Here is a 13,670-nt window from a genome sequence, read left to right on the forward strand (position 1 = left end):
GACGTTCTCCCCTTCCTAGCCCGCTGGGTCTGGCCGTTCCATACCGTCGACGACCATGTCCGGATCGTGGGCCACCTGGCAGTCTGGCGTTGACGCCAGTGCTGCGCGCGGTTGGTGAGAGGGAGCGCGCATGCAGACGTGTCTCCTGGAGCGAATGTAGAAGCGACGCGAGTCGCGTTCTTTTCTGAAACGACGAAGTAATCATCAGACCAACAACGAGCAGACGTCTCGCTCTTGCAGGCGAGCTTCGTTGTTGGCGGGAATCCAGTGACCGCATGAAGCCGACAAATCCCCCGACGTCCGCACTTCCGACACGACCGATCGCACTGTTAGTAACGATCCTGCTCACCGCGGCGCCGATGCTGGGCGGCTGCGAACGGCAGCCCGCGACTACGCAGAATGAAGCGGCGGCGCCAAAAGCAGCGGTGGCAGGCGTCACCGATCCGGCACTGTGGCCCAAGGCGGCGAGCCGTGGCTTGAAGAATGCGGAAACCGAAGCGTTCGTCGAGCAGCTGCTGGCGAAGATGAGCCTGGAGGAAAAGGTCGGCCAGATGGTGCAGGGCGATACGTCCAGCGTGCGGCCGGAGGATCTGAGGAAGTACCCGCTCGGGTCGATCCTGGCTGGCGGCAGCTCGCCGCCGCTGGGAGCGCCCGACCGTTCGCCGGCAGGGCCGTGGGTGGAAACCGCACGCGCCTACCGCGCCGTCTCGCTCGAACAGCGCGAAGGCCACGTGCCGATCCCGGTGATGTTCGGCATCGACGCGGTGCACGGCAACAACAACGTGATCGGCGCGGTGATCTTTCCGCACAACATCGGGCTGGGTGCCGCCAACGATCCCGGCCTGATCCAGCGCATCGGCGCGGCCACCGCCGCCGAAACCGCAGCCGCCGGATTCGACTGGGCGTTCGGACCCACGCTCGCCGTGCCGCAGAACGATGGCTGGGGCCGTGCCTACGAAGGCTATTCCGAGGATCCCGACCTGGTCCGTCGCTATGCCGGCCCGATGGTGCGCGGGCTGCAGGGCGAACCCGGCGCATCGCTGCCGCTGCAGCAGGGCCACGTCGCGTCTTCGCCCAAGCATTTCCTCGGCGATGGCGGCACGAAGGACGGCATGGACCAGGGCGACAACCTGTCCAGCGAGGCCGAACTGATCCGGATCCACGCCGCCGGGTATCCGGCCGCGATCGAAGCCGGCGCGATGACCGTGATGGCGTCGTTCTCGAGCTGGCAGGGCGTGAAGATGCACGGCAACAAGAGCCTGCTGACCGATGTGCTCAAGGGGCGCATGGGCTTCGACGGTTTCGTTGTCGGCGACTGGAACGGGCATGGCCAGATTCCCGGCTGCAGCAACGAGAACTGCGCGGCGACATTCAATGCCGGGCTGGACATGGCGATGGCGCCGGACAGCTGGAAGGGCGTGTACGAAAGCCTGCTGGCGCAGGCACGCTCGGGCGAGGTGCCGATGGCGCGCATCGACGATGCGGTGCGCAGGATCCTGCGGGTCAAGCATCGCCTTGGACTGTTCGATTCCGCGCGCCCGTGGGAAGGCAAGGCCGGGGTGATCGGTGCGCCGGAGCATCGCGCAGTAGCGCGGGAAGCAGTGCGTAAGTCGCTGGTGTTGCTGAAGAACAACGGCGGCGTGCTGCCGATCAAGCCATCGGCGAAGGTGCTGGTGGCCGGCTCCGGTGCCGACGACATCGGCCAGCAGAGCGGTGGCTGGACGCTGTCCTGGCAAGGGACGGGCAACCAGCGCAGCGATTTCCCCAATGCGCAGACCATCTTCGAGGGCCTGCGCGAAGCGTTGGCCGCCGCCGGCGGACAGGCCGAGCTCGGCATCGACGGGACGTTCAAGCAGCGCCCCGACGTGGCCATCGTTGTCTATGGCGAAACCCCGTACGCGGAGATGGCCGGCGACCTGCAGACACTCGAATTCCAGCCCGGCGAAAAGCAGGACCTGGCCTTGCTGAGGAAGCTGAAGGCGCAGGGCATTCCGGTGGTGTCCGTCTTCCTGTCGGGGCGGCCGCTGTGGGTGAATCCCGAACTCAATGCGTCCGATGCCTTCGTCGCCGCGTGGCTGCCGGGCACGGAAGGCGGCGGCATCGCCGACGTGCTCGTCGCCGGCGCCGACGGCAAGCCGCGGCACGACTTCCACGGCAGATTGTCGTTCTCCTGGCCACGCACTGCGGCGCAGCTTGAGTTGAACAAGGGCCAGCCTGACTACGAGCCCCTGTTCGCCCTGGGCCATGGTCTGGATTACGGGTCCACCACCACGCTACCGGTTCTGCCCGAAGTATCCGGCGTCAATGCAGCGACCACCAACGCGGGCAACTACTACCGCCGCGGCCGCACACCACCGCCATGGCGGCTGGCACTGCGCGAGGACGGAAAGGCGACGGTCGTCGAAGGCAACCGCACGGCCTCCGCCAGCGGCGCGCTGTCGCTCGAGGCGGTCGATGCCAACGGCCTGCAGGAAGGCGGGCGCCGGCTGCGCTGGAACGGCAGCGGCGAGGCCGAAGCGGCGATCATCGGCAGCGCCGATGCCGGGCCGCTGGATCTGCAGCGCCAGGCCAATGCCGACATGGTGCTGCAGGTCCAATATCGCGTCGATGCGGCGCCCAAGGGTCCGGTCACCATGGCGATGGGCTGCGCTGGTGCGGACGATGCGCCCTGTCGCGGCACGGTCGACGTCACGGCGCTGCTGAAGGCCGCGCCGGTGGGACAGTGGCGCACCGCGAAGATCAGGCTGACCTGCTTCCGCAAGGCGGGGACCGACATGGCCCGCGTCGACGAACCCTTCGTGCTGGGCACGGCTGCGGCGCTGGATCTGTCGTTCGCGGAGGTACGCCTGGTCGCGGATCCGACCGACGCGGTGTGCCCGGGGCAGTGAAGGGATTCCGGGCAACCGCACTTGCCATTCTGATCGCTATTGCAGGCGTCGCGACCCGGCTGCACGCCGCCGAACAGGCAACGCCGTATACCTGGAACCATGTTCCCATCGGCGGCGGGGGTTTCGTCAGCGGGCTGGTGTTCCATCCGCGCGAGCCGGGCCTGCTTTATGCACGCACCGACATCGGCGGCGCCTACCGCTGGGATGCGGCGTCGCGGCGATGGGTCGCGCTGACCGATGGCCTCGGCCTTGAAGACGTCAACCTGATGGGCATCGACGGCCTCGCCGTCGATCCGTCCGATCCCGAGCGCGTGTACCTTGCCGCCGGCACCTATACCCACGAACGCGCCGGCAATGCCGCGATCCTGCGTTCCTCCGACCGCGGCCGCAGCTTCGAGCGCACCAATCTGCCGTTCAAGCTCGGCGGCAACGAAATGGGCCGGGGCAACGGCGAACGGCTCGCGGTCGATCCCAAGGATGGCCGGGTGCTGTTGCTGGGTTCGCGCACCCACGGGCTGTGGCGCAGCGAAGATCGCGGCGTGCGTTGGCAGCGGGTGGATGGCTTTCCGGCGATCGCGACCTCGCCGTCGGCGAGTGCTTCGAACAACCGTCGCACCCAGGCCATCGGCATCGTCTTCGTCGTGTTCGATCCGCAAAGCGCGGCATCGGAACGCGTTGAAGCCGGCACTCCGAGCCAGCGCATCTACGCCGGCGTATCCACGCGCGAGATCAGTCTGTACGTCTCCGAGGATGCCGGCACGACCTGGTCGCCGGTGGCCGGCCAGCCGACCGGTTTGCGCCCGAACCACATGGTGCGCTCCAGCGACGGCAGCTACTACCTCAGCTACGGCGACGAGCCCGGCCCGGACCGGATGCAGGACGGTGCGGTGTGGAAATACGAGCCCGCGCAGCAACGCTGGACCGAGATCACACCGGCGCCGCAGACGATCGACAGCGAGGGCGACGGCTTCGGCTGGGGCGCGGTCGCGGTGGATCCGCGCAACCCGCAGGCGCTGATCGCCAGCACATTCACCCGCTATGGCCCGCGCGACGAAATCTTCCGCAGCATCGACGGCGGCAGGAGCTGGAAACCGCTGTTTGAACATTCCGATTTCGATCATGGCGCCTCGCCGTGGACGGCGCAGGCGACGCCGCACTGGATGGCCGATGTCGAGATCGATCCGTTCGACAGCGATCGCGCGCTGTTCGTCACCGGCTACGGGGTCTGGGCATCGCGTAACCTCAGCGCATTCGAGCGTGGCGCTCGCGTGCAGTGGCGCTTCGAGAACGAAGGCCTGGAAGAAACCGTACCGCTGGCGTTGCTCAGCCCACCGCAGGGCGCGCCGCTGATCAGCGGCCTGGGCGATATCGACGGCTTCGTGCACGACAGGCTAGACCGGACCACTGTGCAGTTCGCCAGGCCGCCGCGCTACAGCAACACCGAGAGCATGGCCAACGCCGGTCAGGCACCGGAACTGATCGTGCGCAGCGGCCATTTTCACGACGATCCGGGCAACGTGGTGCATGCGGCGTATTCGCGCGACGGCGGCCGCAGCTGGCGTGAGCTGGCGGGCGAACCGCCGGAAGGCGAGGGCGCCGGACAGGTCGCCATCACCGCCGATGGCAAACGGGTGCTTTGGCAGCCGCGCAGAGCCGGACACTGGCTGAGCGACGATTTCGGCGCGCATTGGCGCCGTGTCCTTGGCCTGCCACCGACTGCCGTGGTCGAAGCCGATCGGGTCGACCCGGAGCGTTTGTACGGCTTCGATCCAGCCGATGGCAGGCTCTACGTCAGCCGCAACGGCGGCTTGGAATTCGAATCGGCCGAACGCCCCGTCGGCGCGATCGGCGAGCGAGTCCGCGTACAGCTGCGTGCCGCACCCGGCCACAGCGGCCTGGTGTACATCGCTGCTTCATCGCGCGGACTGCTGCGGTTGGGCGCGAAAGGGCTGGAACGGCTGCCGGGCGTGGAGAACGCGCTGGCACTGGGCCTGGGCAAGCCGGAACAAGAAGACGGCACGCCGACGCTGTTCGTCTACGGCCAGCTCGACGGCAAGGTCGGGCTGTACCGCTCCGGCGACGAGGGCCGCCACTGGACCCGCATCGACGACGATGCGCATCGCTACGGCGAGGTCCGCCTCGTCGTCGGCGATCCGCGTGTGTACGGTCGTGTGTACCTGGGAACGCATGGACGGGGGATCGTGTATGGCGATCCGCGTTGACATGCGAATCGGCGCGTCACGCTGGCTGATGGCCGCGTTGCTGGCGGGCCTGCCGTTGCTGGCGGACGCGCAGGGCTACGCGCCACGTCCGCAGGCCAGTGCGAATGTAGCTCCGGCTTTGGATGACGCCGAAGCCGGATCCGTGCCTCTGGCTAACCTGCCGGCGCGCCAGCGGCGCAGCCTCAACGGCACCTGGCAGGCGCTGGTCGACCCGTACGCCGATGGCATCGGCCAGTGGAAGGCGGTGTGGAAGGACCGTACCGCCAGCGGCAACACCGAGTTCATCGAGTACGGCTTCGACGATGCCAACACGCTGCAGGTGCCGGGCGATTTCAACACCCAACGGCCCGAGCTGCTGTATCTGGAAGGTTCGGTCTGGTATCGCAAGACGTTCGACTACGAGCTCGCCGACGCGCGTCGCGCCGGGCGGCGCGTGTTCGTGCATTTCGGTGGCGCGAACTACCGCACCGATGTGTTCCTCAACGGAGAGAAACTCGGCAGCCACGAAGGCGGCTTCACGCCGTTCCAGTTCGAACTGACGGGGCGGGTGAAGCAGGGCGAGAACCGCCTGTTGGTGCACGTCAACAACGCACGCCGCAAGGACGGCATCCCGGCACTGGGCTTCGACTGGTTCAACTACGGCGGCCTGACCCGCGACGTGGATCTGGTGGAAACGCCGGCCACCTACATCCAGGACTACTTCATCCAGCTCGCGCCGGGCTCGCAGCGGCGCGTCGAGGGTTGGGTGAAACTGGCCGGCAGCGCGCCGCAACAATTCGTGCGCGTGCGCATTCCCGAGCTGGATGTCGACGAGCAGGTGCAGGCCGGTGCCGACGGTTACGCACCGGTGCGTTTCGAGGCGCCGTTCGCGCTGTGGTCGCCGGCGCAGCCCAGGCTCTACAGGGTGCAGGTCTCCACCCCGGACGATGCGCTGGAGGAGGACATCGGCTTCCGCAGCCTCGCCGTACGTGGCGACGAGATTCTGCTCAACGGCAAACCCCTGTTCCTGCGCGGGGTCAATGTCCACGAAGAAATCGACGGTCGCCGCGCGCATTCGCCGGAAGATGCGCGCCGCCTGCTGCAGCACGCCCGCGACCTTGGCGCCAACTTCGTGCGCCTGGCGCATTACCCGCACACCGAGCACCTGGTGCGCATGGCCGACCGCATGGGCCTGCTGCTGTGGCAGGAGATCCCGGTCTACCAGGGCATCGACTTCGCCGATGCCGGCATGCAGGCCCGGCTCGATGCGATGCTGAGCGAAATGATCGCCCGCGATCGCAACCGCGCGGGTGTCGCGTTCTGGGGCGTCGCCAACGAAACCAGCCCCGGTCCGGAGCGCAATGCCGCGCTGGCGGCACTGGCGCGACGCTCGCGCGAACTCGATCCGACGCGGCTGGTCGCGGCGGCGCTCTACGCGCCCGGAATCGATGGCGGCAAGGTAACCGTGAGCGACCCGCTGGTCGCCGCGCTGGACGTGGTCGGCATCAATGAATATTTCGGCTGGTACGTGCCGTGGCCGGCCGAGCCCGAACAGGTGACGTGGACGCCGTTCGGCAAGCCGTTGATCGTCAGCGAATTCGGCGCCGAGTCGCGCCATGGCCGCCACGGCGCCGACGACATCGCCAGCGCCTGGAACGAGGAGTTCCAGGCCGAGTTCTATCGCAAGCAGCTGCGCATGCTGGCGCGGATCCCGTTCCTGCGCGGCACCGCGCCCTGGGTGATGATGGATTTCCGCTCGCCGGTGCGCATGCATCCGTTCCAGGCCGGCTACAACCGCAAGGGGCTGCTGTCCGAACGCGGCGAGCGCAAGCTGGCCTGGTCGGTGATACGGGACCACTACATCCGTGACGACCACAGGGAGCTCGAACCTTGAAACGCCATTTCGCCCTGCTCGGGGTGCTGCTTGCGATCTCGCCGGCACACGCCGAGATCAACCTGCCGCTGCTGTTTACCGACGGCGCGGTGGTGCAACGCGACCGGCCGCTGCCGGTATGGGGTTGGGCGACACCGGGTGCCAGGATCGAAGTCGGGTTCGACGGTGCCCAGGCCACGACGGTGGCCGGAGGCGATGGCGCATGGCGCATCGAGCTGCCTGCACACGCGGCGGGCGGACCTTACGTGCTGACGGTTCGCGAGGGCAAAGACGAGGTCGTCACCGTGCGCGACGTACTGATCGGCGACGTATGGCTGGCGTCGGGTCAGTCGAACATGGAATGGCCGGTGGCGCAGGCACAGGGCGCCGAGCAGTTGATCGCGAGCGCGCACGACGCCGGCATCCGCCATTTCAAGGTACCCAAATCCTGGTCCGGCGAACCCGAGGCGCGCCTCGCCGGCGGCGAGTGGCGGACCGCTTCGCCGCAGACCGTCGCCGAATTCTCTGCGGTCGCCTATTCCTTTGCGCGCGAGCTGCGCGCCCGCGACCGCGACGTGCCGATCGGCATCATCGACAGCACCTGGGGCGGCAGCCGCATCGAGGCGTGGATGGATGCGGAATCGTTGGGCGTGGAGCCCGCGGCGATGGCGGCAAAGATGCATGAGGTACGCGCCGCCGAAGATCGCGCCCTGGCGGAGGCGCGTGCGCGCCTGGCACGCTGGCCGGCGAACCCGGACGATGCCTCGTGGAAGGATGTCGATCTGGACGACGGCGACTGGGACACGATTCCCGTGCCAGGCCTGTGGGAGGCCGCGGGCTACAAGATGGATGGCGTGGCCTGGTACCGGACCAGCTTCGAGCTGAGCGCCGCGGAGGCGGCGAAAGGGGTCACGCTCGGCCTGGGGATGATCGACGATAGCGACGACACCTGGGTCAACGGGATTCGCGTCGGCGGGCTGAGCAATCGATGGGATGCGCCACGCGAATACCGGGTCGGCCCCGAAGCGCTGCGCGCCGGGACCAACCACATCGCCGTGCGGGTGACCGACACCGGCGGCGGTGGTGGCATCCACGACACCCACAGCGATTCCGACCGCCACGCCGAAAGCGATCTGCCCTACGTGCAACCGCTGGGCGGCTCGCGGCGCGCGCTGCCCGGGCAATGGAAGTTCCGTCCGGCGGCGGTCACCGTCGTCGTGGACGATGACAAGAACCAGATCGAGACCCTGTTGTTCAACCGCATGATCCACCCGCTGCAGCCCTATCCGCTGGGCGGATTCCTGTGGTACCAGGGCGAAGCCAACGCCAACACCGTTGCCGAGGCGCATCGCTATCGCGATCAGTTCGCATCCCTGATCCGCGGCTGGCGCGCCGACTGGGCGCAGCCGGATCTGCCGTTCCTGTGGGTGCAGCTGGCCAGCTTCCGCTCAGGCGCGGACACCGCGAGCGAGAGCCCGTGGTCGGTTCTGCGCGAGTCGCAGTCGGCGACGCTCGGACTGCCGGGGACCGCCCAGGTCGTGACGATCGACATCGGCGATCCCGACGACATCCACCCGCGCAACAAGCAGGAAGTCGGCCGGCGCATGGCCTTGGCGGCGCGCCATGTCGCCTATGGCGAGTCGCTGGTGTATTCCGGGCCGGTGTATCGCGCCGTGCAATTCGACGGCCGCAACGCGCGCATCGCATTCGACACGCAGGGCAGCACGCTGGCAGTGCGCGGCGGCGGGCAGTCCGTGCAAGGCTTCGAGGTCGCCGGCGACGATCGCAGCTTCCATCCGGCGCAGGCTACGATCGAAGGCGATGGCGTCGTGGTGAGTAGCGAGGCCGTCGCGCAGCCGAAGGCCGTACGCTATGCGTGGCGTGACAATCCGGAAGACGCGGATCTGGCCAATCGCGAAGGGCTGCCGGCTTCGCCGTTCCGGACGGACGACTGGCAGTGACCGGGAATTGCATGATGAACAGGTGTGTAGGAGCGCATGCGCTTTTGAGGCACATCGCGCTGGCCGCGGTGTTCGTTCTCGCCGCCTGCAGCCCGCCGTCCGCCACGCACAATGGCGCCGATGCGGCCGAAACCCCCACCGCCGCTGCAGCGGCCAGGAAGGCCGAGGCGCCGATTCCCAAGCTGGTCACCGAGCATGGCCGCCACGCATTGCTGGTCGACGGCGAGCCCTTCCTGATCCTCGGCGCGCAGGTCAACAACTCCAGCAACTATCCGGCAGTGCTGCCGCAGGTGTGGCCTGCGATCGAGATCCTCGATCCCAACACGGTGATGGTGCCGATCGCCTGGGAGCAGATCGAGCCGAAGGAAGGCACGTTCGATTTCTCCTTCCTCGACACCCTGCTGGCGCAGGCGCGCGAGCGCGACAAGCGCCTGGTGCTGCTCTGGTTCGCCACCTGGAAGAACAACGGCCCCAACTACGCGCCGGCCTGGGTCAAGCTGGATAACAAGCGCTTCCCGCGCGTGATCACCGCCGAGGGCAAAACCCTCAACTCGCTGTCGCCGCATGCCGGGGCCACGCTGGAAGCGGACAGGAAGGCGTTCGTGCAGTTGATGCGGCATCTGAAACAGGCCGATCCGCAGCGTACGGTGATCATGGTGCAGCCGCAGAACGAACCGGGTACCTATGGTTCGCCGCGCGACTTCTCGCCGCTGGCGCAGCAGGTGTTCGACGCCGCGGTGCCGGAGGTGCTGGTCAAAGGGCTGAAGAAACAGCCGGGCACATGGCGGGAAGTGTTCGGCACCGATGCCGATGAATACTTCCACGCCTGGCACGTCGCCCACTACATCGACCAGGTCGCCGCGGCCGGCAAGGCCGAATATCCGCTGCCGATGTACGTCAACGCTGCGCTGCGCGACCCGTTCACGCCCGGCCTGCCGGGCCAGTACGAGAGCGGCGGGCCAACCGACAACGTACTCGACATCTACAAGCTGGCGGCGCCCAACATCGACCTGCTGACGCCGGACATCTACATGCGCGAGTACGAGAAACACACCACCGTGCTCGACCGCTATTCGCGCCCGGACAATGCGCTGTTCGTCTCGGAAACCGGCAACGACACACCGTTCGCCCGCTATTTCTTCGCCGCGCTCGGGCAGCAGGCGATCGGCTGGTCGCCGTTCGGGATCGACTTCACCAGATATTCCAATTGGCCGCTGGGCGCCAGGCGCATGGACGCCGAAACGCTGGCGCCGTTCGCGCTGAACTACAAGCTGGTCAAGCCGGCGGCGCGCCTGATCGCGAAGCAGAGTTTTGCCGGCAAGGTGCACGGCACGGCGGAGCGCGCGGGCGAACCCGAGCAGCAGCTGACGTTGAACGAGCGCTGGAACGCGACCATCACCTACGGCGTGCCCCAGTTCTGGTTCCAGGGGCCGCCGCCGGGCAACCCGGAGCCGACCGGCGCGGCCCTGATCGTCGAACTGGCGCCGGACGAGTTCCTCGTCACCGGCTACCACGCGCGGGTATCGATCCATCCGGCCGACGATGACGTGCACATGATCTACGACCGCGTCGAAGAAGGCACGTACGACCAACGCGGCGCATGGAAATTCATGCGCGTGTGGAACGGCGACCAGACCGATTACGGACTCAACTTCTCCAGCGCCGTGCAGTTGCTGCGGGTGAAGCTGGCGACCTACGACAGCACAGGTGGGCCATGAAGCCCCCGAATCTCCCACCGTTTGCGAGTCATCCCACTCCTGTCTCACAGAGGCTTATCGGCATGATCCATATCCCGCGTTCGCTCCCAGCACCGTCGCGGCCGCAGCCGCTTGCGGTTCCGACCATCCGGCGCTGGGCGCCATTGCTGATGGCCGCACTGCTGTCGGCATGCGCAGCGGCGGAGGACTCGCCGGCATCGCAAGCCGCCGCGTCGCAGGGTTATGAGAAGACCGACCGTGGCATCGTCGTGCATCCGACTGCCGAAGGCGCCGCCGACGTGCGGCTGCAGGTGGTGAACGACGGCATCATCCGGGTCAGCGCTGATCCCGATGGCGACTTCGCTCGCTCCGAGAGCCTGATGCGGGTGAAGGACGAAGGGGCGCCGCCTTCGTTCGAGGTCACCAGCAGCGACGGCAAGGTGCGCCTGGCGACCGCGCGCGTGACCGCGGAGGTGGCGCAGGACACCGGCCGTGTCAGCTTTCTCGACCAGAACGGCAAGCCGATCCTGTCGGAAGTGCCCGGTGGCCGTACGTTCACGCCGCTGAAGGTCGAAGGCAAGGACTATCTCAGCGTGCGCCAGCGCTTCGAGTCGCCGGACGACGAGGCGATCTACGGCTTCGGCCAGCACCAGCAGGGCTGGATGAACCAGAAGGGCCGCGACGTCGAACTGCAGCAAAACAACATCGACATGGCGGTGCCGTTCCTGGTATCGAGCCGTAACTACGGCCTGCTGTGGGACAACAATTCGATCACCCGCATGGGCGATCCGCGCGGCCTGCAGCCGCTGCCGAAGTCGCTGACGTTGTACGACGCCAACGGCAAGGAGGGCGCATTGACTGCGCGCTACTCGGTGGGCGGCGTGCAGAAGGTCGAGCGGCGCGAATCTGAGATCAACTACCAGTACATCAAGGACCTCAAGCAGTGGCCGGCCGAAGCGAAGGCGACGGCTGAGCAGGGGCAGGCGCCGCCGCGTCTGCAGGCGACCTGGGAAGGCGAGATCGAGGCGCAGACGCCAGGGCGGCATACGTTCTCGCTGTATTCCAGCGAGTACGCGAAACTGTGGGTCGACGGCAAGCTGGTGATCGACCGCTGGCGCCAGAACTGGAACCCGTGGCACCACGAGTTCGCACTGGAGATGAAGCCCGGCCAGCGCCACAAGCTGAAGATCGAATGGGACCTGATCGATCCCAGCTACATCGCCCTGCTGCACCGCGACCCGCTGCCGTCGGCCGAAGCGAAGGACCTGTCGCTGTGGTCCGAAGCCGGGCAGATGATCGACTACTACTTCGTCGCCGGTGACTCCCTCGACGCGGCGGTCGCCGGCTATCGCCAGCTCACCGGCAAGTCGGTGCTGCTGCCGAAGTGGGCCTATGGCTTCTGGCAGAGCCGCGAACGCTACAAGACCCAGGACGAACTCACCGGCGCGCTGGACGAATACCGCAAGCGCAAGCTGCCCATCGACAACATCGTGATGGACTGGTCGTACTGGCCGGAGGACGCCTGGGGCTCGCACGATTTCGACAAGGCGCGTTTCCCGGACGCGAAGGGCATGGTCGACCATGTCCACGCCAACAATGCGCAGATCATGATCTCGGTGTGGCCGAAGTTCTATCCCAGCACCGCCAACTTCAAGGAGCTCGACAGCAAGGGCTACATGTACAAGCGCAACATCGAAGTCGGCGAGAAGGACTGGATCGGCCCCGGCTACACCTCGTCGTTCTACGATCCTTACGCCAAGCAGGCACGCGACATCTACTGGCGCCAGATCGACGAGAAGCTCAACGCGATCGGCATGGACGCGTGGTGGCTGGACGCCGACGAGCCCGACCTGCATTCCAACCTCGATGTCGAAGAACGCAAGGCGCGCACCACGCCGACCGCGCTGGGCCCGTCGACGGAACTCTTCAACTCCTATCCGCTGCCGCACACCCAGGGCGTCTACGAGGGCGATCGGGCGAAGGATCCGGACAAGCGCGTGTTCATCCTTTCGCGCAAGGGCTATGCCGGCACCCAGCGCAACGCGGTGGCGGTGTGGAGCGGCGATGTGGTCTCGCGCTGGGACGACCTGCGCGACCAGATCTCGGCCGGCGTCAACCTGTCGATGTCGGGCCTGGCCAACTGGACCTTCGACATCGGCGGCTTCGCGGTCGAGAAGCGCTACGAGAACCAGGATCCCGCGCATCTGCCGGAGTGGCGCGAGCTGAACCTGCGCTGGTTCCAGTTCGGCGCGTTCGCGCCGATCTTCCGCTCGCACGGGCAGTTGCCGTATCGCGAGATCTGGAACATCTCGCCGGAAGGCACGCCGGTCTACGACAGTCTGGTCTACTACGACAAGCTGCGCTACACGCTGCTGCCGTACATCTACACGCTGGCCGGCGACGTGCATCACCGCGACGGCACCTTCATGCGTGCGCTGGCGATGGACTTTCCGGGTGATGCCAGGGTGCGCGACATCAACGACCAGTACCTGTTCGGCCCCGCGTTCCTGGTCGCTCCGGTGACGAAGTTCAAGGCCACCAGCCGCGAGGTTTACCTGCCTGCGGGCACGTCGTGGATCGATTTCAACACCGGCAAGCGCTTCGATGGCGGGCAGGCGATCCAGGCCGATGCGCCGTTGGCGCGGATGCCGTTGTTCGTGCGGGCCGGTTCGATCGTGCCGACGGGTCCGGTGCTGCAACACGTCGACGAGCAGCCAAACGCTCCGCTCACGGTCGTGGTCTATACCGGCGCCGACGGGAAGTTCTCGCTGTACGAGGACGACGGCCGCAGCTACGGCTACGAAAAAGGTCAGTTCAGCCGTATCCCGCTCGCTTGGAGCGAAAAGAGCGGCGAGCTGACGATCGGTGCGCGCGAAGGATCGTGGCCCGGCATGCAGGCCACGCGCACGATCCATGTGCGTTGGGTGGACGGTCCGCGCAACGATGCGGGTGCCCTGGAACCGGCGACCGATGCCACCGTGCAGTACGACGGCAAGGCAGTCACCGTGCGCAAGGCGCCGGCAACCGGGTCCGGCAAGTGATCGCGGCCT

At 67.1% G+C, this 13,670-nt stretch carries 6 protein-coding genes; all 6 read left to right on the forward strand.

Features of this window, described 5'->3' with window-relative positions:
- Positions 1–275 precede the first annotated feature (275 nt).
- The 6 genes from MC375_RS12510 to MC375_RS12535 all read left to right on the forward strand — a co-directional run bounded on the left by MC375_RS12510 (position 276) and on the right by MC375_RS12535 (position 13,661).
- Entirely contained in the window at positions 276–2,888 is a 2,613-nt protein-coding gene (locus MC375_RS12510) for an exo 1,3/1,4-beta-D-glucan glucohydrolase (RefSeq protein ID WP_242103719.1), read from the forward strand.
- Positions 2,885–5,110: a sialidase family protein gene (locus MC375_RS12515; protein WP_242103720.1), complete on the forward strand. Its 2,226-nt coding sequence runs from the start codon at positions 2,885–2,887 to the stop codon at positions 5,108–5,110. The genes MC375_RS12510 and MC375_RS12515 overlap by 4 nt, the downstream gene beginning before the upstream one ends.
- On the forward strand, positions 5,094–6,983 hold the full coding sequence (locus MC375_RS12520; protein ID WP_242103721.1) for a glycoside hydrolase family 2 TIM barrel-domain containing protein: 1,890 nt from the start codon (positions 5,094–5,096) through the stop codon (positions 6,981–6,983). The genes MC375_RS12515 and MC375_RS12520 overlap by 17 nt, the downstream gene beginning before the upstream one ends.
- Entirely contained in the window at positions 6,980–8,923 is a 1,944-nt protein-coding gene (locus MC375_RS12525; protein ID WP_242103722.1) for a sialate O-acetylesterase, read from the forward strand. The genes MC375_RS12520 and MC375_RS12525 overlap by 4 nt, the downstream gene beginning before the upstream one ends.
- Positions 8,924–8,937: 14 nt before the next feature.
- The gene (locus tag MC375_RS12530; RefSeq protein ID WP_242103723.1) at positions 8,938–10,641 is read left to right on the forward strand and encodes a DUF5597 domain-containing protein; all 1,704 of its coding nucleotides are present in this window, start codon (positions 8,938–8,940) and stop codon (positions 10,639–10,641) included.
- Positions 10,642–10,703: 62 nt separating this feature from the next.
- The gene (locus tag MC375_RS12535; protein ID WP_242103724.1) at positions 10,704–13,661 is read left to right on the forward strand and encodes a TIM-barrel domain-containing protein; all 2,958 of its coding nucleotides are present in this window, start codon (positions 10,704–10,706) and stop codon (positions 13,659–13,661) included.
- Positions 13,662–13,670 lie beyond the last annotated feature (9 nt).

This window comes from Lysobacter sp. M2-1, from assembly GCF_022662495.1.
Lineage (GTDB): Bacteria > Pseudomonadota > Gammaproteobacteria > Xanthomonadales > Xanthomonadaceae > JAKPBU01.